This window comes from Ornithinicoccus sp. (assembly GCF_057176825.1).
The window spans coordinates 1,540,348-1,562,940 of sequence record NZ_CM169976.1 but is presented as its reverse complement, the minus strand read 5'-3'; the positions used below and the strand labels follow the sequence as shown (position 1 = coordinate 1,562,940).

Genomic DNA, 22,593 nt, shown 5'->3' with positions numbered 1-22,593 from the left:
GTGGATGCTCTGAACTCCTTGCTGTCCGGACTGGCCGGCGCCCTCACCCCGGCGCACCTGTGGGTCGTCTTCATCGGCGTGCTGGTCGGCACGATCGTCGGTGTGCTGCCCGGGCTGGGCCCGATCACGGCGATCGCGCTGCTCATCCCGCTGAGCTTCAACATGGACCCGACGGCCGGTCTGATCCTGTTGTGCGGCGTCTACTACGGCGCGATGTACGGCGGGTCGATCACCTCGATCCTGATCCGCACCCCGGGCGAGGTCGCCTCAGCGGTGACGGCGCTCGAGGGCTACGAGATGGCCAAGCGGGGTCAGGCCGGACCCGCCCTGGCGACGGCCGCCGTCGGGTCCTTCATCGGCGGCACGCTGGCGGTGCTGGGGCTGGTCTTCCTCTCCCCCGTCCTGGTCGACGTCTCCACGTCCTTCGGGGCGGCGGAGTATGCCGTGTTGCTGGCGGGGGCGCTCGCCCTCACCACCTCGTTGATGACGGGGTCGCGGGTCAAGGCCCTGATCTCGGTGCTCTTCGGGATGTGCATCGGCATCATCGGGCTGGACCCCCAGGACTCGGTGCAGCGGTGGACCTTCGGCCAGATCGAACTGTCGGACGGCATCGACATCGCGCTGCTGGCCATGGCACTGTTCGCGATCCCCGAGGCACTGCGCCACCTGTCGGTGGGAGAGCGCAGGGCCCCGTCCGCGCTGAAGGTGCAGCGGGCCTGGATGGACAAGCAGGACCTGAAGCGCTCCGCGCCGCCCTACGCCCGGGGCACCGTGGTCGGGTTCATCGCCGGGGTGATGCCCGGCCTGGGACCGACCCTCGGGTCGTTCGCGTCCTACTCCCTGGAGCGGCGCGTCGCCAAGCCGGAGCGCAAGCGCATGTTCGGCAAGGGCGCCATCGAGGGTGTGGCAGGCCCCGAGACAGCCAACAACGCGGGTGTCGGCGGCGCGATGGTGCCGATGCTGGCGCTGGCCATCCCCGGCTCGGCCACGACGGCGCTGCTGCTGTTCGTCTTCCAGATGTACGGCCTGCAGCCGGGTCCGCAGCTGTTCAGCCGGGACGCCGACCTGGTCTGGACGATCATCGCCTCGATGCTCGTCGGCAACGCGATGCTGCTGGTGCTGAACCTGCCGATGGTCCGGGTCTTCGTGAAGCTGCTGAAGGTGCCGCCGCCGCTGCTGTACGGCGGGGTCGTGGCCTTCGTCATGCTGGGCGCCTACGCCATCACCTTCAGCCTGTTCTCGATGCTCACCCTGGTGGCGATCGGGCTCATCGGCTTCCTGATGCAGGAGAACGGCTTCCCCCTCACCCCGGCGATCCTCGCCGCGGTGCTGCTGCCGTTGCTGGAGCTGAACCTGCGGCGGGCGCTGCTCATCGCCGACGGCGACTGGTCGGTCTTCTTCACCCGGCCCATCTCGCTGACCCTCCTGGTGATCATCGCCCTAGGGGTCGTGGTGCCGATGCTGCTGCAGCTGCGCCGCAGGGCGGTCACCGCGGAGACCCGGCAGGAGCCGGCTCCGCACGACTGACGAGGCACTTCCTGCCGGACCACGACTCACCGCCGGTGCCCGCGAGGGGCACCGGCGGTGAGTCGTTGCGGTCAGCGGTGAGTCGTGACGGTCACTCCAGGAGGGCGACCACCTCGTCCTCCACGTCCTGGGAGATCGCCGAGACGCCACCGAACAGGGTGACCCACTGCGGGTCCCGGTCCAGCAACGTCGTCGCAGTCACCTCGGACAGCTGGGCCGGGTTGGTGAGCAGCAACGGCCCGTCCAGGTGCCCCGCCAGCGCGGCACCGGACAGCGCGTCCGGGAACGCCAGGCCGGAGGCCAGGAACTCCCGACCGGTGGGCTCGAACTCCGCGGCGATCAGCGCAGCCGTCTCGTACCGCGTGTCCCCGAACAACCGCTCGACCGTCTCGGCGTACGGCTCCAGTTGCGTCAGGACGGTGTCGGCGATCCGGCCCTGGCCGCCCAGCACCACGATCCGCTCTGGCTGCAACTCCTCCAGCGCGTCCAGCGTGACCGCCGGTGCGGCCCCGGACCGGACCAGCAGGATCGGGTCTCCGTCCCGGCCGGCGAGCGGCCCGCCCGCGAGAGCGTCGGCATACTCCTCGCCCGAGGCGATGTAGACCGTGTCCACGTCCGCCGGGTCGAACAGCTCCCCGGCAACAGCCGCAGCCGTGCCGTAGCGGTTCAACCCGCTGATCCGGGTCACCTCCGCGCCGGTGAGCTCGGCCACCTCCTCCAGGACGGCCTCGGACACCGCGCTCTGACCACCGAGCACCAGGATCTGCTCCGGCGAGGCCGCCTCGAGGGCGGCCGCGGTCGCGGCGGGGACCCAGGTGGGCCGGGTCAGCAGCACCGGTATGTCGTCACGCACCGCCGGCGACGCCCCCGACAGGGCGTCGGGGAAGTTGGCACCGCTGGCCAGGACCAGGGTGTCCACGTCACCGTAGGTGGCGGCGATCTGGGCCGACGTCGCGTAGCGGTCCGAGCCCTGGATCCGGTCGACCACGACCGGCTCCTCCACCTCGGCCAGGGACAGCCCGACCAGCACGGGGTCGTGGTCGCTGGATCGGTACGCGTCGGGTGCGAACAGCTCCTGCTGCGGCGGCAGCTTGAACGTCATGTCGTAGTCGATGAGGCTGGTCTCGTCGGCGTTGATCTCCCAGGCCGCGGCCGAGGTGACCTTGTCGACGAGCGCCTCGTTGGCCAGGGCGTGGTCGAGGTAGCCGAGCTGACCGTCGAAGACGTAGGTGTAGGCCTCCTCGCCCGCGTGCTCCAGCAGCAGGTCGGTGTACCCGGCCTCCTGCAGCGCCACGATCGGGTCCTCCTTGTCGTAGGCGTTCAGGTCGCCGATGATCAGGGTCTCCTCGACCCCGGTCCCGGTCGGGTCCGCGGCCAGCCAGTCGGCCATCGCCTCGGCGGCATCGGTCCGCACGCCGTTGCAGTTGCCCTGGCCGTTCGGGTCCTCCGGGTCGCCGACGGCCTCACACCCCGAGCCCTTGGACTTCAGGTGGTTCACCGCCACCACCAGCGACTCGCCGCTGGCGTCGTGCTGGAACGTCTGGGCCAACGTCGGCCGGTTGTAGTCGTCCAGGAACCGCTCGTCGTCCTCGCTGGTGAGGGTGGCGAAGTCGCCGACCGGGGTGACGGTCTCGTCCTTGTAGATGTAGGCCGTGGTGATCTCGTCGGTGCCGATCACCCCGGTCTCCAGGTAGGAGTAGGTGTCGGACCCCAGTTCCTCGTTGAGGGCCTCGGTCAGCGTCTCCACCGCGACGTCGTCGTTGTTCTCGATCTCGATCAGACCCACGACGTCGGCGTCGATCTCGGCCAGGGCCGCCACGATCTTGGCCTCCTGGCGCTCGAACTCCTCCGGGGTGTTGGCCCCGCGGCTGTCCAGCGTGGTGAAGTAGTTCAGCACGTTGAACGAGGCCACGGTCAGGTCACCGCCGAGCTCCGGGACCTCGGGTCGGGGGTTGGCGACCGTGAAGTCCGCGCCCTGCGTCGGCTGGATCCGCCACAGGTCGAACCGGTAGTCCAGGACGCCGGTCGCGTTGGTGACCAGGTCCCCGCCCCGGAACAGGTTGTCGAGCGTGAACTCCTCACCGTTGGGGTGGATCGCCGGGTCCGGGTTCTGCGTGCTGCGGCCGTCGTCCAGGGTGATCCGGTTGGCCAGGTTCTCTGCCAGCAGCGCCTCGGCCTCGGCTGACCCGGGCTCGAAGATGGCGGTGGGCTGGAACTGACGGTCGGTGCCGAGGGCGATCTCGCCGAAGCGGCCGAAGTTGAAGTACTCCAGGATCGCCAGGTCCTGCGGGAAGGTGACGTACATCCCCTCGAACGGCTCGGGGTCCTCGATCGGCAGCTCCAGGACGGTCGGCTCGGGCAGTTCGCCACCCGTGGCGCAGACGGTGGCCGAGGCCGCCGTCACCTGGGTCATCCCGAAGTTCTCGCCGACGGTGCCGGTCACGCGGACCGTGTCGCCCTCGTCCACCGCGGTGCCGCCCGGGGCGTAGACGAAGATGCCGTCGGAGGTGGCGTCGTCGCCGTCGCCGCCGTCCTGGAGGTAGTAGCCGTTGAAGCCACCGGTCTGGAAGTCGCCGACCACGGTGCCCTCGATGTCCACCGTCTCGCCGACGATCGGGCTGACGGCGCCCGGGCCCTGGACCTCGCCGATCAGGGTGACCGGGTCCCCGCAGGAGCCGCCGGGCGGCGGCTCCTCGGCCTCGTACACCTCGTTGGGGGCACCGGGGGTGTTCCACGCCTGCCCGTCCGCGGGCGGGCCGTCGAATCCGGGGAACCCGGCCCGCTCGAAGTCGTTGCGCACCCAGTCGGCGGTGGTGTCGGTGTCGGTCCCGTCCGGGATCCGGGAGGCACCGCCGGGCGCGAACGGCGCGCCGTCGTACTCCGGCGCGAGCACCGTCTCGGAGTAGACGAGGTCACCGGTGGTGGCGCCGTTCACGGCCACCGAGTCGACCAGCTCGTCCCAGGCCTCCAGGTCGATCTCCCCGTCCTGGTCCGCGTCGAGCACCGTCTCGCCGGTGTAACCGGCGACGAGCAGCAGGGTCAGCGTGCCGTTCTGCAGGGTGTTCACCGGCAGGTCGACGGACCAGAAGCCGGCCTCGTCGGTGGTGCCGACCGGGTGGCTGCTGACCACGGTGCCGCGGGCGGCCGAGGCAGCGTCGCCCTCGACCTCCAGGACGGTCAGGTCCGAGTAGTCGGTGTCCGCCTCGCCGTACACCTCGAGGAACTCCAGGTCGTCACCCGCGGTGCTGGCGGAGAACTCGTTGAGCACCACCTCGACCGGGGCGGCAGGGCCGCAGTCCGCCGTGTGGCTGCCCAGGTCGGAGATGTCGTCCTGCGGCAGACCGGTCCACTCCTGCGCCGGGTCGAAGACGTCGTCGACCACGGTGTCGCCGGCGCAGACGTCGGGGTTGCGCACCAGGGTGGCGTCCACGCGTCGTGGTGGGCGGGACGCCCCAGGCGTTCCCCGGGTCGAAGCCGACCTGGCCGAGGGAGTCGACCGGCACCCCGTCCTGCGACAGCACCACGGCGTCGTCGCCGTTGAACTGCAGGTTCGCCGTCTGGTCCGGCTCGTACTCCAGCTCCCACTGGGGGTGCGCCACCACATGGGTGCCGCCGGGCTCCAGGGAGCCCGCGAGCGCCACCGTGTATCCCACCGTGCCGCTGCCGTTCTGGTATCCCTGGATGGCGTAGCCCCCCAGGTCGACCGCGGCACCGGTCCCGTTGTAGATCTCCAGGGCCTTGTTGTTGCCAGAGCCCTCGATGTATTCGCTGATGATCAGGCCGGTGGCCTGCGGGGACACCGGCGCGGTGGGCAGGGTGGGGGGTGTGGCGGTCGCGGGCAGCGCCGTCCCGAAGAGTCCGGTGAGGACCAGGGACGTGGCGCCACAGACCGCCGTGCGCCGGGTGGCGGCACGTCGTGTCATGGCTTTGCACCTTCGTCAGGGTGGGCAGGGATGGTCCGGCGGGCCGGACGTGCCGCTGAGCCTAGGGGTCGACCGGCGGTCCTGGGGCCGACTCCGGGGGATCGTTACGTGAACGGAATGTGCCGGTCAGGTGACCTCGACCCGGTCCAGTCCCAACCAGTCGGCGAGCCGGGCCAGCTCCTCCCCCAGCGCCTCCCGCGCCCCCCGCGGGGCATCGGGCTCCAGGTGCACCGCACGGACCCACAGTCGGCCCGCGGCCCGGTCCGCCTTGACGTCCACCCGGGCGACCAGTCGCTCGTCCCACAGGAACGGCAGGACGTAGTAGCCGTAGACCCGCTTGGGGGCCGGCACGTAGATCTCGAGCCGGTAGCGAAAGCCGAACAACCGCTCGGTCCGGGACCGCTCCCACACCAGGGAGTCGAACGGGCTGAGCAGGGCACTGGCCCGGACGGCACGCGGGCGGCGGGCAGCCGGGTCGAGGTAGGCCGGCCGGTCCCACCCCTGCACGGACACCTCCTCCACCTCCCCGGTGCGGACCAGCTCGACCAGCGCGGGGACGGACATCTGGGCCTTGAGCCGGAAGTAGTCCCGCAGGTCCGACTCGGTGCCGATCCCGTGCGCCCGCACCGACCGGCGCATCAGCTCCAGACCGGATTCGGCCTCCCCGGGTGCCCCGTCGGCACGTGGGCCGCGGGACACGACTTGGTCGGGCAACGTGAAGGAGGGCACGGCATACCGTCGCTCGAACTGGCTGTTGCGCCCGGCGCTGACGATCTCCCCGGCCCAGAACAGGTGCTCCAGACACTGTTTGACCAGCGACCAGTTCCAGCCCCAGTTCTCCCGGCTGTGTGGCGCGTCGTGCTCGACCCGCGCGTCCACCTCGCGGGCGGTGAGCGGGCCGTGCTCGGCGACCGTGTCCCGCACCGCCCCGAGCACCCCAGGGTGCTCCGACTCGACCCGCCGGGACCACGAGTCGACCGAGGCCCGCCGCATCCGAAAGCCCAGGTAGGGCCAGGTCTCCGGCGGGATCAGGCTGGCCTCGTGCGCCCACGCCTCCACCAGCCGCCGGGGGGCGCGCGAGCGGGGCCCGGCACCGTCCCGGGCGCGGTCCAGCAGCCCGGTGTCGTAGGGGCCGAGCCGGGAGAAGAACGGGAGGTACTGGCTGCGGGTCACCACGTTGACGCTGTCGATCTGGACGACCTGCAGCCGGTCGATGACGCGCTGCACCTGGCGCATCCCCGCGGACCAGGGCGGCGGCCGGTCGTCGGCGAAGCCCTGGGCGGCCAGGGCGATCCTGCGGGCCTGGGCCAGAGTCAGTGTCGTGGGCACGGGCCCAACGTAGCCGGGGCCACCGACACGGTCTGTGTCGGTGGCCCCGGCTCTGCGCGGTGCCAGTCGGTCAGCCGACCGGCTCGGCGGTGCGTTCGTCCTCGTGGACCGTGCGCTCCCCGGTGTCGAGGCGCAGCACGCCGTAGGACCAGCCCCGGCGGCGGTAGACCACGCTCGGGTGGCCGGAGTCCACGTCCTGGAACAGGTAGAAGTCGTGTCCGACGAGCTCCATCTCGTTCAGCGCCTGCCCGACGGTCATCGGCTCGGAGGCGTGCACCTTCTCCCGCAGCTCGATCGGGGAGTTGCCCTCGGTCCCCAGCGCCTCGTCGACTGCCTCCTCCGTCGTCGGCCGGTGCCCGTTGGTCCCGGGCTCCTCGGTCAGCAACGGCTCGGTCGTCAAGCCGAACGTCGCCTCCGCCACGGACGGCAGACGGTGCTTGCCGGTATGGCTGATCCGCCGCTTGTCCCCCAGCCGGCGCAGCCGCTCCGTGAGCTTGTTCATGACCAGATCGAGGGCGGCATAGTCCTCGTCAGCCGCGGCCTCGGCCCGCACCACGGTCCGCTTGACGTAGCAGGTGATCTCCACCCGCTCACTGGTCTTGACGAGCCGGGGGTTGCTCTCGTGGGTGAGTACCACGTCGACCCGGCTGGTCCTGGGGGCCAGCTGCGGGATCTTCTCGAGCTTCTCCTCCAGGTGGCGGCGAAAGCGGTCGGTGACGGTCTTCTTGCGGCCTGTCACGGTGATTTCCATGTGTCCTCCTCAGACGAGGCAAGGCAGGATGAGATGCAGTGTTGTGAGCAATCAGATGCCCTCGGTCGTGCGGCCACCACCCCCTCCGCGCTGGGCGGATGAGCCCGGTCCGACCCCGTGCCGCCCTGCGGCCCTCGGGTCACGAACCTGCTCCATGAAGACACATTAGCCTCCCACCAATCAGGACAACACCCCCGGTGGTCACCGACCCGCACGCGCCCCGCCGTGGGCCCTCCCGGGTGCCCCTGCCCCACCTACGGTGCGTCGCGTCGCCGCCACCGTCACGGCGCTCACGGAAGCCGCTCCCGCGGCATCCAGCACGCGGGCGGCCTCCGTCAGGGTGGCCCCCGTCGTCACCACGTCGTCGACCACGACGCAGTGCGCCCCGGCCACGAGGGCGGCCGCCCGGGCACCCACCACCATCGACCCGGCCAGGTTCTCCGCGCGCTCTGCCCGCCCCAGTCCGGCCTGGTCGGCGACCGTCCGCCCCTGCCGGAGCGCCGGGGTCACCGACACCAGGTCCGGGGGAAGTGCCCGTGCCGCGAGCCGGCACAGGGCCAGCAGCGGGCGGTCGCCCCGCGACCGGGTGGCTGCCGCTGAGGACGGGGCCGGCACCAGGAGCAGCGGCAGGGGCGCCGGGGATTCCGGCACCGGGTGCGGGGCCGCACCGGGTCGGCACAGATGGTGGTGGGCCGCAGCGGCCAGTCCCAGCGTCAGGACCGGGGCCAGCACCCTGGCCAGGTCCCGCCGGCCCCGGTCCTTCCAGGCGACGACAACCTGCCGCACCACACCCTCGTAGGGCAGGCAGGCCCACGCCGGGGGGAAGCCCCGCGGCCGGGGGTCGGGGGACCAGGCACGCGGGCGGGCCCCGGCCAGGACCGCACGGCACGTCGGGCAGCACCGGTCCCCCGCCGTCCCGCACCCGCCGCACTCCCGCGGCACCACGAGATCGGCGAGGTCCGCGAGCAGCGGCAGTGACGGCATACGTCATCGTCCGGTCCCGCGGGGCCAGGGTCACCCGGTCGCCACGGAGCTGTGGACCGGGCCGGAGCCCGCGCCGCCCTGTGGACGAGGGCGGTCAGCGGCCGGGGATCACCAGGTCGTCGCCGAACCTGTAGGCGTTCCACCCCGCACCCTCCGGGCGGTAGATGCCGCCCTGGTCGGTGAGGACCAGCACCACCTGCTCGTCACCGGGGACGCCACGGATCCGAATGGGGTTGGCCTCCGGAATGGTGGCGTAGGCCTCCAGGAATCCCCCGAGCGGCACGAGGTAGGGGGTGAGGACATCGTCGTCCTGGCGCTGCCCGAGCACGACCAGGGACAGGGGGGTGAGCCACTCGATGTCGGTCAGCGTCTCCAGAGTGGGGGCGATCTGCGTCGGCGTCGTGAGCGAGACCGGGGTGCCCTCGTCGTCCCGCACCACCCCGGACAGCGACAGCCGCTCCTCACCGGACACCCGCTCCCGCAGGTGGAGCAGCACGCGCTGCCCACCCGGCGCCACTTCCAGGTTCACCACCTGCCAGTCCTCGGAGAGCCACTCAGCCTCGACCGGCTGCGCCTGGGCACGCCGCAGCGACACGTCGGGGTCCAGATCGACCACCCAGATCCGGGGACGCTCCCCCGCAGCACCGCCCAGCCACAGGAAGCCGGCTCCGTCGAAGCTGGGACCGTTGAGCTCGGCCCCGATGTCCTCCAGCTCGCCCTCCTCGCCGTCGCGCCAGCGCCACAGGGTCTCCCGGTCCACGGACACGGCGGCAAGCTCCGAGACCTCCTCGTCGGTCGCCAGGTCCGTCCAGCGCACTGGCACGCTCTCCGGCAGCTCGGGCAGCTCCTGACCCTCCGCCGGCGAGTAGTCGGAGAGCAGGTAGTTCTCCGGGTCCACGATGGTCAGCTCGTTGCGGACCCGCAGCAACGCGAAGTCGACCTTCGGCTCCGGGTCGGTGAACCCGATCTCCACCGGGTCGGCGAGCAGGTCCTCCTCCAAGCCCGAGACGGGCAGCACCCGACCCCCGGCCTGGACCCGGACGGAGCTGACCCCGGGCGCCTGGCGCAGGGTGCGCGCGAACTGGGCCCACATGAGCTCCTGCTGCTCCTCCGAGCTGCTGGTGCCGACACCCGTCAGGTCCACCGTCGCGACGCCGGTCGCCGTGTCGACGGGCACGCCACCGGCCATCAGGTCCACGCCGGAGGGTATGCCGTTGCGCACCACTCCCCGCAGGTACTCCGGCGGAGCCTCCAGCTGGGCGCGGGCCAGCGCGGTCGGGAGCCCCGCCACCTGCGGATAGCGCGGGAACCAGCGGACGTCGGAGACGAACTCATCGGTGCCGGAGGCCACGTAGTTGATGGTCAGCGCCCGGTAGAGCCGCTCGAAGTCGGACCGGGTCAGCCACAGGCCGAAGCTGTTCGGCAACCCACCGATGCGCCACTGCCCCTCCTCCAGGGACATCCGGAACTGCTCGCTGAGCACCGTGCCGGAGTGGGTCTCAGTCAGCCGCCCGTTCTCGTCCACCGTGCCGGCCACGGACACCGTGGCCGTCACCCGGTCCCCGACGGTCCGCACCTGGACGTCGTCCTCGAAGACCAGGACCTGGGACGTGGGCTGCCACTGGCCCGCCTGGTCGTCGGTGAGGTAGTCACGGGCGGTGTCGTGGTTGTCGGTGAACCCCTGGTTGGCCCGCAGGAAACCCCGAACGATCTGCGCCGGCTCCATGCCGTCCTCGGGTCCGTCGGTGACGACCTGGACCCCCTGCTGCGCCTGGCCGAGCACCGGGAGCCCCGCTTCCACGGTGCCGCTGGTGGGCAGCCCGGCACACCCGGCCAGCAGCAGGGCCGCCGCGGTCACGAGCGGCGCGAGGATCCTCCGGGCCCGCCTCATCGGTCCTCCTCCTGGCCCGCAGCGGCCGTGATGGCGGGTGGGCGCGTGGCCCCCGCGGGCAGTGCCGGGGCGTCGGGCACGGCGCGCCGCGACGACCGGAGGACGGGCGGCGCCGGCTCGGGCACGACGTTGCCGGTCGCCTGCGGGAGGGTCAGCCGGAAGACAGCGCCCTCACCGCGACGTCCACCCGCCTGCAGCCAGCCGCCGTGCAGCCGCGCGTCCTCCAGCGAGATGGCCAGGCCCAGTCCGGTGCCGCCGGTGGTGCGGGTGCGGGCCGAGTCGGCCCTCCAGAACCGTTCGAAGACGTGTGCCAGCTGCTCCTCGTCCAGACCGATGCCGTGGTCCCGGACGGTGACGCTCACCGCCCGGTCGGCCTGGTCGACGGTCACGTCGATCGGCCGGCCCTCCCCGTGCTCGATCGCGTTGCCCAACAGGTTGCGCAGGATGCGGGAGATGCGTCGCTGGTCCATGTCGACCTCGATGCTGGGGCGTCCTCCCGTCACCGTCACCGTGACCGGGCTGCCGCTGTGCCTGGCCAGGGTCGCCACCCCCTCCACGGCACTGCGCACCAGACCCACCAGGTCGATCCGGTCCATCTCCAGGTCGGCAGCACCCGAGTCGTAGCGGCTGATCTCGAGCAGCTCGGTCAGCAACTCCTCGAAGCGCCCCAACTCGCCATAGAGCAGTTCGGCGGACCGGGCGACGGGCCCAGAGAACTCCTCCCGGGAGGCGTGCAGCACCTCGCCGGCCATCCGGATGGTGGTCAGCGGGGTGCGCAGCTCGTGGGAGACGTCGGAGACGAACCGCTGCTGCAGCTGGGAGAGCGTCTCCAGCTGGCGGATCTGGTTCTGCAGGCTGTCGGCCATCGTGTTGAACGACAGGGCCAGGCGATCCAGCTCGTCCTCGGACCCACGGACCGGCAGGCGTTCGTCCAACCGTCCCTGGGCCAGCTCCTGGCTGACCCGGGCGGCCCGGCCGACCGGTGCGGTCACCATCCGGGAGGCCAACCAGGCGACGCCGCCCACGAGGACCACGAACGCCAGCCCGCCCACGACGAACCAGCGGCGGACCAGGTCCAGGGTGTCCTGCTCCTGCTGCATGGGGTAGACCAGGAAGAGGTCGTAGGCGCCGGCCCGCGGGATATCCACGCGGGACCCGATGATGACCGAGGGCATCGACGGGCCCTCGGAGAGGTCGACGGTGGTGACCATGAGCTGCTGGTTGCCCTCATCGGCATCCAGGGCCTCCCGCAGCTCCATCGGGACGTCGTCCAGGCCGGTGTCCGAGGAGGTGTTGGTGCTGATGATCGCCTCCCGCTCGTTGTCGAGCGCGCGGGCCAGCACGGCCCGGCGGGACTCCTGGTCGGACGGGGCGACGGCGCCGACCACGTCGAACGCCGTGTCGTTCAGGCTGGAGTTGTCACGGCGATCGATGGCGTCGAACTGTTCCTGGGCCTGCCGCACCCGCTGCGCCGCGTCCCGGCTGGCGGCGTCGACCGCCTGGGAGACCAGTCCCTGGGCGATCTGGGCGAACAGCAGGTTGAACAGCAGCAGGACCAGGACGATGCCCAGCACCATGGTGGAGGTGATCACCCGCACCCGCAGGGAGGACCGCCACCACGTGGGTAGGCCCCCGCTGGCCGCCGCGGGTCCGGGCATCGTGCTCAGGCCCCTCCGGCCTTGTAGCCCACGCCCCGCACGGTCAGCACGATCGTCGGGTTCTCCGGGTCCTTCTCGATCTTGGACCTCAGCCGTTGGACGTGCACGTTGACCAACCGGGTGTCCCCGGCGTGCCGGTAGCCCCACACCTTCTCCAGCAGCGACTCGCGGTCGAAGACCTGGTTGGGCCGGCTCGCGAGCGCCACCAGCAGGTCGAACTCCAGGGGCGTGAGCGGCAGCGTCTCACCGTCGCGCTTCACGGTGTGGCCCGCGACGTCGATGGTGATGTCCCCGACCCGCAGCTGCTCGGTCTGGCTGGTCTCGGTGCGGCGCAGGCGGGCGCGGATCCGGGCCATCAGCTCCTGCGGCTTGAACGGCTTGACCACGTAGTCGTCGGCGCCGGCCTCCAGCCCGCCGACGACGTCCCGGGTGTCGGTGCGTGCGGTGAGCATCACGATCGGCACCCCGGACTCGGCCCGCAGGTGCCGGCACACCTCCACGCCGGACATCGAGGGCAGCATGACGTCCAGCAGCACCAGGTCGGGGCGGTACTCCCGGAACATCGCCACCGCGCGACCGCCGTCGGCGCAGTGGGCGACGTCCAGCCCCTCTTTGCGCAGCACGATACCGAGCATCTCCGCGAGGGCCTGGTCGTCGTCGACCACGAGCACTTTGGGGTTCATCACACCACCTCGGTCAGTACCGGTAGTGGTCCGGCTTGTAGGGGCCGGCGACGTCCACGCCGAGGTACTCGGCCTGCTCCTTGGTGAGCTCGGTGAGCTCGGCCCCGAGCGCCTCCAGGTGCAGCCGGGCGACCTCCTCGTCGAGCTGCTTGGGCAGCACGTGCACGCCCAGCGGGTACTCGTCGGGGCGGGTGAACAGTTCGATCTGGGCGAGGGTCTGGTTCGCGAAGGAGTTGGACATCACGAAGCTGGGGTGCCCGGTCGCGTTGCCCAGGTTGAGCAGCCGACCCTCGGACAACACGATGATGGACCGCTCGGCCTTCTCCCCGCCGGGGGCGTCCTCGCCCTGTGCGGGGATGGTCCACTCGTGCACCTGTGCCTTGATCTCGGTCCGCTGCACCCCCGGCACCCGGGCCAGGCCGGCCATGTCGATCTCGTTGTCGAAGTGACCGATGTTGCCCACGATCGCCTTGTCCTTCATCGCCAGCATGTGCTCGGCGGTGATGACGTCCTTGCACCCGGTCGTGGTGACGAAGAAGTCGGCCACACCGACGACGTCCTCGAGCCGGGCGACCTGGTAGCCCTCCATCGCTGCCTGCAGGGCGCAGATCGGGTCGACCTCGGTGACGATCACCCGGGCGCCCTGACCGGCGAGCGCCTCCGCGCAGCCCTTCCCGACGTCGCCGTAGCCGCAGACGACCGCGACCTTGCCGCCGATCAGCACGTCGGTGGCCCGGTTGATGCCGTCCAGCAGGCTGTGCCGGCAGCCGTACTTGTTGTCGAACTTGGACTTGGTGACCGCGTCGTTGACGTTGATCGCGGGGAACAGCAGCTCCCCGGCCTCGTGCAACTGGTAGAGGCGGTGCACGCCGGTGGTGGTCTCCTCGGTGACCCCGCGGATCCCCTCGGCGATGGTGGTCCACCGCTGCGGCTGGGACTCGAAGGTCTCCCGCACCGTCTGGAGGATCACGGCATACTCCTCCGGGTCCTCCTCCGTGGCAGTCGGGACCGCGCCGGCGGCCTCCCACTCCTTGCCCTTGTGCACCAGCAGCGTCGCGTCGCCGCCGTCGTCCAGGATCATGTTCGGCCCCTCGTCGCCGGGCCAGTCCAGGATTTGGGTGGTGCACCACCAGTACTCCGGCAGGGTCTCGCCCTTCCAGGCGAAGACCGGGACACCCTGCGGGTCCTCTGCGGTGCCCTCCGGGCCGACGACGACCGCCGCGGCCGCCTCGTCCTGGGTGGAGAAGATGTTGCAGGAGGCCCACCGCACCTGGGCGCCGAGCGCCACCAGGGTCTCGATGAGCACCGCGGTCTGCACCGTCATGTGCAGCGACCCGGCGATCCGGGCGCCCGCGAGGGGTTGGCTGCCGGCATACCGCTCACGCAGCGTCATCAGGCCGGGCATCTCGTGCTCGGCAAGACGGATCTGGTGGCGCCCGGCGGGTGCCAGTGCCAGGTCCTTGACCTGATAGTCGAACGTCATCGCTGCGTGCTCCGTGTCCTCGGGGATCGATCGGCTTCGCGCCTATCGTACGGTCCGGACCTGCGGGGACCGGTCAGGTGGACTGCAGGCCGAGCAGCGCGTTCTCCGCCACCTCGGCCAGGGCGGGGTGGATCCAGTACTGGCCGCGCGCCACGTCCTGGGCCGGTTGGTCAAAGCTCATCGCCTGGATCAGCGGCTGGATCACCGTGGAGGCGTGCGGGCCCAACAGGTGTGCCCCGAGCAGCCGCCCGGTCCGGGCGTCCCCGACGAGCTTGGCCACACCGGTGGTGTCCTCCATGGCCCACCCGTATGCCGTGTCCCCGTAGGACTGCACCTTCACGGTGACCTCGTGGCCGGCCTCCCGGGCCTGCTGCTCGGTGAGCCCGACATGGGCGATCTGGGGGTGGGTGAACACGGCCGCCGGCACGAACCGGTGGTCGAAGGCGTGCAGGTCCTCGGGGTGGACCAGGTTGTGCGCCACCGCCCTCGCCTCGTGGTTGGCCACGTGCTTGAGCTGGTAGGGCGAGCTGGCGTCGCCGAGCGACCAGACGCCCTCGGCCGTCGTGCGGCCGTAGTCGTCGACCCGGATCCGGCCGTCCGGGTGGACCTCGACGCCGGCCTCGGCCAGTCCCATCCCGTCGCTGTTGGGGGTGCGTCCGGTCGCCACCAGCAGCGCGTCGGCCGCGAGCTGCGAGCCGTCCGACAGGTCGAGCAGCACCTCCCCGTCCTGCTGGCGCAGCGCCGCGACCTCGGTGTTCAACCGCACGTCCCACTGGTCCGCGGCCAGGCGGGTGAACCGCTCGCTGATCTCGCTGTCCAGGTGCCGCAGCAGCGCGCCGCTCCGATGCACCTGGTGCACCTGCACGCCGAGTGCGGAGAACACGTGCGCAAACTCGGCGGCGATGAATCCTCCGCCGACGATCGCCAGCCGCCGGGGCAGCTCCGCGATCCGCATGATCGTGTCGGAGGTGTGGAACTCCACCCCGGAGGAGGCGATGACGTCGGGCACCACGGCGCGGCTGCCGGTGGCGACCACCACCTGCTCGCCGCTGATGCGCACCCGCTCGCCGACCTGGTGCTGCCCGCCCGGGGCGGTGATCTCGATCTCCAGCTCCCGGGGACCCGTGAACGTGGCATCACCCAGGTATGCCGTGGTGTGGGGGCCCTCGATCCGGTAGTCCCGGCCGCCTGCCGAGATGGGGTCGATCCGGCCGAAGATCCGGTCCCGGATGTCGCGCCAGCGCACCCCGTCGAGCGTGGCGTCCACGCCGTACCGGGAGGCCTCGCGGATGGTGGTGGCGACGTCCGCGGCATACACGAACATCTTGGTGGGGATGCACCCCACGTTGAGGCAGGTGCCGCCGAAGACGCCGCGCTCCACGACGGCCACGCGTCGCCCGTCGAAGTCGGGGGTGACCAGCGAGTTCCCCGAGCCGCTTCCGATGATGACCAGGTCGAAATCCGTCACACCCGGCAGCCTACGCCGGGCGGGTCGGGGGCCCGGCGGGGGTCAGGACCCGATGACCTCGCGCACCACGCCCAGGCCCGTGGCCACCTCGAGGAACGTCGTGGACAGCGGCGCGAGGCCCAGCCGCAGGCCGTCGGGTGCCCGGAAGTCCGGGATCACGCCCCGCCGCCACAACTCGGCGTTGACCTGCGCGAAGTCGTGTCGCCGGATCGTGATGTGCCCGCCCCGCCGGTCACGCTCCCGCGGCGAGGCGATCGTGACGCCCAGCTCAGCCGGCCAGGACTCCACGATCCGCCACGCGAAGTCGGTCAGCGCCAGCGACTTCTCCCGGACGGCGCCGATCCCGGCGCGGGCGAGCATCTCCACCCCCATCCGGACCGGCACCATCCCGACCACGGGTGGGGTGCCGCTGACCATCGACCGGATCCCGGGCGCGGGCTCGTACCCCGGCCCCATCGCGAAGGGGTCGCGACGGCCCATCCACCCCTGGACGGGCTGGCGCACCGAGGCGTGGTGCCGCGCCGCCAGGTAGGCGAAGGCCGGAGCACCCGGGCCCCCGTTGAGGTACTTATAGGTGCAGCCGACCGCGGCGTCCGCCTGCCAGGCGTCCAGCTCCACCGGCACCGACCCGGCCGAGTGGCACAGGTCCCACAGCACGGTGCCGCCAGCCTCGTGGACCAGGGACGTGATCGCCGGGGCGTCCGCCAGGAAGCCGGAACGGTAGGCGACGTGGCTCAGCAGCACCACGGCCGTCTGCTCCCCCACGACTGCCGCCACGTCCTCGGCGGTCACGCCGCTGGCCGGGTCCGCCTCGATCCAGCGCAGCCGTAGCCCCCGCTCCGCGGCCACCCCCTCGGCGACATAGCGGTCGGTCGGGAAGTTGTCGGTGTCGACGACGATCTCGGTGCGCCGGGGGTCGGCCGCGACCCCGGCGTCGGCGAGCGCCCGCAGCGTCTTGTAGAGCAGCACCGTGGTGGAGTCCGCGACGACCGTCTGCCCGGGAGCAGCCCCCAGCGCGGCGGCCGCCACCAGGTCACCGGTCTCCTCCGGCCAACGCATCCAGGCCTCGTCCCACCCCCGGATCAGTCGCGATCCCCAGTCCTCCCGGACGAAGGAGGCCATCCGGTCGGCGACGCCCCGGACCGGCCGACCCAGGGAGTTGCCATCGAAGTAGGCGACCACGCCGTCCGCGGTCTCGAACTGCTCGGCATACGGGGCCAGCGGGTCCTCCCGGTCGAGCCGGGCTGCCTCCTCCGCCCACTCCCGGGCCGGTGTCGTGTCGGTAACGCTCATGCCCTCAATGTATGCCGAGGGTCGCCAGCAGTTCCCGGACCGCCACCCGGCCTCCCCGGTTGGCCCCGATCGTGCTCGCCGAGGGCCCGTAGCCGAGCAGGTGCAGCCGCGGGTGCGCGGCCACCCGCGTCGGGATCGCCCCGTCGAGCACGATGCCGCCACCGGGGCCGCGCAGCCGCAGCGGCGCGAGGTGGTCCAGCGCGCTGCGGAACCCGGTGCACCACAGGATCACGTCGGCCCGCTGCACCGAGCCGTCCGCCCACTGCACGCCCTCGGGGACGATCCGCTCGAACATCGGGTGCCGCTCCAGGATCCCCGCCTGGCGGGCCTCCCGCATGGCGGGCGTGAGCGGGAGGCCGGTCACCGACACGACCGACCCCGGCGGGAGTCCGCGCCGCACCCGGTCCTCCACGAGCGCGACGGCCGCACGGCCCTTCTCCGGCGTGAACTCCTCCTCGGACCAGACCGGCTCCCGCCTGGCGACCCAGGTGGTGCTGGTCACGGCCGCGATCTCCACCAGCAGCTGCACCGCGGAGATCCCCCCTCCCACCACCAGCACGTGCCGGCCGGCGAACTCCTCCGGGGTCCGGTAGTCGGCGGTGTGTCGCTGCTGCCCCGCGAAGTCGTCCCGGCCCGGGTAGAAGGGTCTGAAGGGCCGCTCCCAGGTGCCGGTGGCGTTGATGATCCCCTCCGCGGCAAGCTCGCCGGCATCCGTCTCCAGCACGAACTCGCGCCCGGCGGGGTCAGCCGCACCGCGCACCAGGTGCACGCTCACCGGTCGGCGCACCGGCAGGTCGAACCGGGACTCGTAGGCGGCGAAGTAGCGGGGCACGGCGTCCGCGGCCCGCACCGTCCCCTCGGCGTCCTCGACCGCCTCCGCCAGGGCCATGCCCGGCAGGTCGTGCACCCGGTTCACCGTGCTCAGCGTCAGCGTGGGCCACCGGTGCTGCCAGGCGCCGCCGGGCGCCGGGTTGTGGTCCAGCACCAGGTAGCCCGGGCCCGGCTCGAGACCGGCCCGGCGCAGGAACCAGGCGGCCGACAGCCCTGCCTGGCCGGCCCCGATGACCACGACCCGGGACGCGGCCGGCAGTGAAGGGGTCATCTACCCGTGGTGGTGGTAGCCGGGAGGTTCGACGTCCTGGATCCGGGACCGCACGGCATACAGCTCGGGGAAGAAGGTGAGCTCCAGCGCCCGGCGCAGGAACGGCACGCCGGTGGAGCCGCCGGTGCCCCGCTTGGACCCGATGATGCGCTCGACCGTCTTGAGGTGCCGGAACCGCCAGAACTGGAAGTTGTCCTCGACGTCCACGAGCGCCTCGGCCATCTCGTACGCCGCCCAGTAGCGGTGGGTGTCCCCGTAGATGGTCGCCAGGACGTCGACCACGCCGGGGTGCGGCTCATAGGGCACGCTCCAGTCGCGCTCCAGCACCTCGGCGGGCACGGCGAAACCCTCCCGCGCCAGGTAGGCCAGGAACTCGTCGTAGACGCTGCGCTCGGCGAGCAGGCCCGCGAGCTCCTCCTGCACGGCCGGGTCGTGCCGGAAGACGCTGAGCATGTCGGCGCTCTTGTTGCCCAGGATGAACTCGACGCACCGGTACTGCCAGGACTGGAAGCCCGAGCCGGTGGCCAGGAACGAGCGGAACTCGGCGTACTCGCTGGGGGTCAGGGTGGCCAGGACGGACCACTGCTCGGTCAACGTCACCTGGATGTGCTTGACCCGGGCGAGCCGCTTCAGCGCCGGTTTGGTCTCGTCCTGCCGGATCAGGTCACGGGCGGAGCGCAGCTCGTGCAGCATCAGCTTCAGCCACAACTCGGAGGTCTGGTGCTGGATGATGAAGAGCAGCTCGTCGTGCCGCGGCGGCACCGCCCGGGGGTGCTGGGCGGACAGCACCCGGCCCAGGTCGAGGTACTCCCCGTAGGACATGTTCCGGGAGAAGTCGCGCTCGATCCCCTCTTCCAGGGGGCGGCTCCGACCCGGCCCGGCCTGCTCCTCGCTGCTCACGCTTCCTCCACCTCGTCGTCTCGTCTCCCCAGTATCGCGGCTCCCCAGTTCTGCGACCCGGGGTGTCCCCCGCAGGTCGTACCCGCCACCCTGTGACGGGCCACCGGGGTCGTACGGCTCCCCACGACATACGGACCCGCGGTCCGATGTGGCAGGGCCCCCGTCCGGCGCACGCTGGGAGACATGTTCACACCAGTCCTTTCAGCACAGTCCCTGACCAAGACCTACGGCAGCACCGTCGCGCTGGCCGGCGTCACCCTCGGCATCGGCGCGGGCGAGGCCGTCGCGGTGATGGGCGCCTCCGGCTCCGGCAAGACCACCCTGCTGCACTGCCTCGCGGGGATCATCTCCCCCGACAACGGCACGGTCTGCCTGCACACCCCCCAGGGCGACGAGCACGTGCACACCCTCTCGCCCGAGGGACGGGCGGCGCTGCGCCGCGAGCGCTACGGGTTCGTCTTCCAGCAGGGCCTGCTGCTGCCGGAGCTGACCGCGGTGGAGAACGTCGCGCTCCCGCTGCTGCTCGGTGGCGCCGATCGCCGGGCGGCAGAGCAGGAGGCGGCCCGGCTGCTGCACCTGCTCGGACTGGGCGGGATGGAGGACCGCCGCCCCGGGCAACTGTCCGGCGGGCAGGCGCAGCGGGTGGCGGTGGCCCGCGCGCAAGTGACCAACCCCGCCGTGGTGTTCGCCGACGAGCCGACGGGTGCGCTCGACAGCCACACCTCGGCCCAGGTGATGCAGGCGCTGCTGGACGCGACCGTCGGGGCGGGCCGCAGCCTCGTCGTGGTCACCCACGACGAGCAGGTCGCCGCCACCTGCCACCGCGTGCTGCGGCTGCGCGACGGCCTCGTCGTCCACGAGCAAGCCGGCGTCGCCCGGATCCCGGAGGTGACCCGATGAGCACGGCGAGCCGGCTGACCTACCTCCTCCTTCGTCGGACCAGCGACGCAGACCGGGGCGCCCTCGCGCTGCCGGTGGCGGCCTTCGGTGTGGTGACCGCGCTGGCGCTGACGGTGCTGGGCGGAGCCCGGTTCTTCTTCTCGATCGAGGGCGACCTGGCGCCGACCTACCAGGGGCTCGCCGCGCTCGCGGTGATCCTGCTGCTGATCCCGTTGCTCACCCTCTGCGGCTCGGCCGCCCGACTGTCGGCGCGACGCCGCGACGAGCACCTCTCGACGCTGCGGCTGCTCGGTGCGCCGACCCGGACCGTCACCACCATGACGGTGCTGGAGTCCACGGCCCTGGCAGCGGCGGGCACGCTGTGCGGCGTCGTGGGGCACCTGCTGCTGGCACCGGTGCTGGGCCTGCTGACCTTCCACGGCTCACAGCTCGGCGCCACCAACATCCTGTTGGGCGTCCCCGGCACGCTCGGGTGCGTGCTCGGGCTCGTCGCCCTCGCCGCCGTCAGCTCCCTGATCGGGTTGCAGGGCGTGGTCGTGTCCCCGCTCGGCGTGCGGACCCGTCAGGACGCCCCCAGGATGAGCGTCCTGCGGGTGGTGGCGGTGGGCGCGGCGGTCGTCGTCGGGCTCATCGCCGGCCAGGTGCTGAGCCCCGACCAGGGGACGGTCGCCTTCGTGGTCACGCTCGCCGGGACCTTCGGGCTGACGATGGCCGTGCTGAACTCGTTCGGACCCTGGGTGCTGCGGCTGATCGCCACCCGACAGGTCAAGCGCGCCTCCGGCGCGAGGGCCGCGGAGCGCCTGCTCGCGGCCCGCACCGTGCTGGACTCCCCGAAGGCGGCCTGGCGCCAGGTCAGCGGCGTGGCCCTGACCTCGTTCGTGGCGGTCTTCGCCGGCGTGGGCCTGGCCTTCGGCGACGTCGCGGCCAGTGCCGACCTGACGGGCGAGCAGACGATGCTGCTGGAGGACCAGCGCACCGGGATCCTCCTGACCCTGGTGATCTCGTTCGCGACCGTGGCCGCCTCCGTCGCGGTCAACCAGTCGGCCGACATCCTCGACCGCCGTGACCTCTACGTGAGCCTGGACCGGATGGGGATGCCGCGCGACCGCGTCGACGCCGCCCGTCGCCGGGCCGTGCTCTCCCCGCTGAAGGTCGTCGCTCTGGGCTCCGCCCTGACCGCGGCGGCGCTCGTGGCGCCGCTGTCCGGGATGATGCTGCTCACCCGGCCCCTCGCGGCGCTCGTCATCGCGGCCGCACTCGCGGCCGGGATCGCCATGGTGTGGCTGGCCCTGCGCGGCACCGCCCCGCTGCTGGCACGGGTGACCGACTCGGCCGTCCGCACCGCCGACTGATCGACGTCCTCCCCCGGTGCAGGACTCTGGGGCGGCTAGCGGGTGCGGTCGCGCAGGTCGGCGACGTGCGGGGAGACCGAGGGGTCCAGGCCCAGGCCGAGGGCCAGGTAGGTCGAGGTGAAGTCGACGGTGGCGACGTGGTCGGCCAGGCGGGTGATCGGCTCGCCCGGCTCGGCACGTGCCTCCATCACCTTCACCCCGGCCTCATGGGCGGTGCTGAGCACCGCGTCGGTGAGGGCCTCGGCCTCGACGGACCCCTGGGTCGCGGGGGTCGCCGGGGCGTCGCGCAGCACCAGCAGTCCCAGCTGCGGGGGTGTGGGGCCGTCGAGGTAGGGGTCGGCGAAGATGTCGTCGCGAGCGCCGGGCCGCGGCCCTCGGGGCTGCTCCATCAGGGATCCCTCGGGCGCGTCGAAGTGACGCGGCTCCCAGTCGCTCGTGTCGATGTCGCCCAGCCTGATCCGGGAGTTGTCGTAGGTGCCGGCCCGTCGCCCGCCGATCCGGGTGTAGGGCCCGTCGAAGCAGGCCACGATCTGGCTCGCGGCGTCCGGGAGCTCACCGAAGGCTGCCGGGATGCGGGCGGTGCGCGCCAGCATCGAGGCGGCCCGGGCCGCCGCCACGCCGCCCATCGGCCCGTCTCCCAGGACCATCGGCACCGTCTCGGCGAGCTGCACCGCCAGCAGCTTGGCCGGGTTGACGAAGGACTCCGAGCTGGGCCGGTAGGCCTCGGCCTTCTCGTCCAGCCGGGTCGCGACCTGGTCCATCGTCTCCGGGGTGCAGTCGATCAGACCGAGCGCGTCGGCGCCGAGCAGGACCGGCGTGAGGAGGGTCCACAGCGCCGTCCGGGAGCTGGCCCGGCCCCGTCCGATCCCCACGTGGACCCCGCGGGCCTGGTGGCACACCTGCGCCAACGGCGAGTCGTCGGCCCCGACGGTGAGCAGCGAGGCGCCGCGCCGGGCCGCCTCGGAGGCGACCGCCAGCGGTCCCGGAGCTCGTCCGGACAGCGAGACGGCCACGACCAGGTCCAACGGCCCGACCCAGCCGGGGAGCGGCAGGTTGCGGCGCGCCTGCACCGGGACGGGTGACCCGGGCTCGGCCAGCAGTTCGAGGACATCGGCCACGAGCGCGGACCCACCGAGGGCGGCGACCAGCACCGACCGGGGACGGTCCTGGTCGGTGAGCCGGGCGATCCCCGCTTCCGCCGTCAGGGTGCTGCTCTCCCGCACCTGGGCGCCGGCGGTCGCGAGGGCCCGCAGGGTCTCGCGGCTGTCCTTGCGGAGCAACTCCTCCGGATCGTCCAGCAGTGCCTCGTCGATGTATGGCGCCACGACAGTTCGACCTCGATCTCGAGC

17 protein-coding genes are annotated in these 22,593 nt (G+C 72.1%); 3 read left to right on the top strand and 14 right to left on the bottom strand.

Annotated elements, in window-relative coordinates; translation table 11 throughout:
- Entirely contained in the window at positions 1-1,527 is a 1,527-nt protein-coding gene (locus AC1QRC_RS08010; RefSeq protein ID WP_484206247.1) for a tripartite tricarboxylate transporter permease, read from the top strand.
- A gap of 91 nt (positions 1,528-1,618) precedes the next feature.
- Here AC1QRC_RS08010 and AC1QRC_RS08005 read toward each other — a convergent pair whose 3' ends face one another.
- From AC1QRC_RS08005 to AC1QRC_RS07945, 13 genes are all read right to left on the bottom strand, one after another.
- A complete protein-coding gene (locus AC1QRC_RS08005) occupies positions 1,619-4,108 on the bottom strand; it encodes an ExeM/NucH family extracellular endonuclease (protein ID WP_484206594.1) in 2,490 nt (829 codons plus the stop codon).
- A 652-nt stretch (positions 4,109-4,760) separates the two neighbouring features.
- Complete coding sequence (locus tag AC1QRC_RS08000; protein ID WP_484206246.1) at positions 4,761-5,450, bottom strand: lamin tail domain-containing protein; 690 nt, start codon at positions 5,448-5,450, stop codon at positions 4,761-4,763.
- A gap of 126 nt (positions 5,451-5,576) precedes the next feature.
- Positions 5,577-6,779: a winged helix-turn-helix domain-containing protein gene (locus AC1QRC_RS07995; RefSeq protein ID WP_484206245.1), complete on the bottom strand. Its 1,203-nt coding sequence runs from the start codon at positions 6,777-6,779 to the stop codon at positions 5,577-5,579.
- A 70-nt stretch (positions 6,780-6,849) separates the two neighbouring features.
- On the bottom strand, positions 6,850-7,530 hold the full coding sequence (gene hpf, locus AC1QRC_RS07990) for a ribosome hibernation-promoting factor, HPF/YfiA family (protein ID WP_484206244.1): 681 nt from the start codon (positions 7,528-7,530) through the stop codon (positions 6,850-6,852).
- Between the two features lie 201 nt (positions 7,531-7,731).
- Entirely contained in the window at positions 7,732-8,514 is a 783-nt protein-coding gene (locus AC1QRC_RS07985) for a ComF family protein (protein WP_484206243.1), read from the bottom strand.
- 94 nt (positions 8,515-8,608) lie between these two features.
- A complete protein-coding gene (locus AC1QRC_RS07980; RefSeq protein ID WP_484206242.1) occupies positions 8,609-10,405 on the bottom strand; it encodes an LpqB family beta-propeller domain-containing protein in 1,797 nt (598 codons plus the stop codon).
- A complete protein-coding gene (gene mtrB / locus AC1QRC_RS07975; protein WP_484206241.1) occupies positions 10,402-12,063 on the bottom strand; it encodes an MtrAB system histidine kinase MtrB in 1,662 nt (553 codons plus the stop codon). The genes AC1QRC_RS07980 and mtrB overlap by 4 nt, the downstream gene beginning before the upstream one ends.
- 5 nt (positions 12,064-12,068) lie before the next feature.
- Positions 12,069-12,746, bottom strand: coding sequence for an MtrAB system response regulator MtrA (gene mtrA / locus AC1QRC_RS07970; protein WP_484206240.1), 678 nt, complete (start codon positions 12,744-12,746; stop codon positions 12,069-12,071).
- A gap of 13 nt (positions 12,747-12,759) precedes the next feature.
- Positions 12,760-14,229 carry an adenosylhomocysteinase gene (gene ahcY, locus AC1QRC_RS07965; protein WP_484206239.1) on the bottom strand — a complete coding sequence of 490 codons (1,470 nt, stop codon included), beginning with the start codon at positions 14,227-14,229 and terminating at the stop codon, positions 12,760-12,762.
- A gap of 73 nt (positions 14,230-14,302) precedes the next feature.
- Complete coding sequence (locus AC1QRC_RS07960) at positions 14,303-15,697, bottom strand: mycothione reductase (RefSeq protein WP_484206238.1); 1,395 nt, start codon at positions 15,695-15,697, stop codon at positions 14,303-14,305.
- 42 nt (positions 15,698-15,739) lie between these two features.
- Positions 15,740-16,990, bottom strand: a complete 1,251-nt coding sequence (locus tag AC1QRC_RS07955) for a kynureninase (RefSeq protein WP_484206237.1) — start codon at positions 16,988-16,990, stop codon at positions 15,740-15,742.
- A gap of 4 nt (positions 16,991-16,994) precedes the next feature.
- The gene (locus tag AC1QRC_RS07950) at positions 16,995-18,092 is read right to left on the bottom strand and encodes an NAD(P)-binding domain-containing protein (protein WP_484206236.1); all 1,098 of its coding nucleotides are present in this window, start codon (positions 18,090-18,092) and stop codon (positions 16,995-16,997) included.
- Positions 18,093-18,914 carry a tryptophan 2,3-dioxygenase gene (locus tag AC1QRC_RS07945; protein ID WP_484206593.1) on the bottom strand — a complete coding sequence of 274 codons (822 nt, stop codon included), beginning with the start codon at positions 18,912-18,914 and terminating at the stop codon, positions 18,093-18,095.
- A 261-nt stretch (positions 18,915-19,175) separates the two neighbouring features.
- On the opposite strand from AC1QRC_RS07945, the gene AC1QRC_RS07940 reads away from it, so the two are divergent.
- Both AC1QRC_RS07940 and AC1QRC_RS07935 read left to right on the top strand, forming a co-directional pair.
- Positions 19,176-19,892: an ABC transporter ATP-binding protein gene (locus tag AC1QRC_RS07940; RefSeq protein WP_484206235.1), complete on the top strand. Its 717-nt coding sequence runs from the start codon at positions 19,176-19,178 to the stop codon at positions 19,890-19,892.
- The gene (locus tag AC1QRC_RS07935; RefSeq protein WP_484206234.1) at positions 19,889-21,244 is read left to right on the top strand and encodes an FtsX-like permease family protein; all 1,356 of its coding nucleotides are present in this window, start codon (positions 19,889-19,891) and stop codon (positions 21,242-21,244) included. The genes AC1QRC_RS07940 and AC1QRC_RS07935 overlap by 4 nt, the downstream gene beginning before the upstream one ends.
- A 35-nt stretch (positions 21,245-21,279) precedes the next feature.
- Here the strand turns inward: AC1QRC_RS07935 and AC1QRC_RS07930 are convergent, their stop codons facing one another.
- Entirely contained in the window at positions 21,280-22,569 is a 1,290-nt protein-coding gene (locus tag AC1QRC_RS07930) for an SIS domain-containing protein (protein ID WP_484206233.1), read from the bottom strand.
- Positions 22,570-22,593: the final 24 nt, after the last annotated feature.

Bases quoted from the DNA above. Each gene is read 5' to 3' on its own strand.
- AC1QRC_RS07935 (WP_484206234.1), top strand. From the start codon at position 19,889: ATGAGCACGGCGAGCCGGCTGACCTACCTCCTCCTTCGTCGGACCAGC.
- ahcY (WP_484206239.1), bottom strand. From the start codon at position 14,229: ATGACGTTCGACTATCAGGTCAAGGACCTGGCACTGGCACCCGCCGGG.
- mtrB (WP_484206241.1), bottom strand. From the start codon at position 12,063: ATGCCCGGACCCGCGGCGGCCAGCGGGGGCCTACCCACGTGGTGGCGG.
- mtrA (WP_484206240.1), bottom strand. From the start codon at position 12,746: ATGAACCCCAAAGTGCTCGTGGTCGACGACGACCAGGCCCTCGCGGAG.
- AC1QRC_RS07945 (WP_484206593.1), bottom strand. From the start codon at position 18,914: ATGTCCTACGGGGAGTACCTCGACCTGGGCCGGGTGCTGTCCGCCCAG.
- hpf (WP_484206244.1), bottom strand. From the start codon at position 7,530: ATGGAAATCACCGTGACAGGCCGCAAGAAGACCGTCACCGACCGCTTT.
- AC1QRC_RS07985 (WP_484206243.1), bottom strand. From the start codon at position 8,514: ATGCCGTCACTGCCGCTGCTCGCGGACCTCGCCGATCTCGTGGTGCCG.
- AC1QRC_RS07980 (WP_484206242.1), bottom strand. From the start codon at position 10,405: ATGAGGCGGGCCCGGAGGATCCTCGCGCCGCTCGTGACCGCGGCGGCC.
- AC1QRC_RS07955 (WP_484206237.1), bottom strand. From the start codon at position 16,990: ATGAGCGTTACCGACACGACACCGGCCCGGGAGTGGGCGGAGGAGGCA.
- AC1QRC_RS08000 (WP_484206246.1), bottom strand. From the start codon at position 5,450: ATGACACGACGTGCCGCCACCCGGCGCACGGCGGTCTGTGGCGCCACG.
- AC1QRC_RS07940 (WP_484206235.1), top strand. From the start codon at position 19,176: ATGTTCACACCAGTCCTTTCAGCACAGTCCCTGACCAAGACCTACGGC.
- AC1QRC_RS07950 (WP_484206236.1), bottom strand. From the start codon at position 18,092: ATGACCCCTTCACTGCCGGCCGCGTCCCGGGTCGTGGTCATCGGGGCC.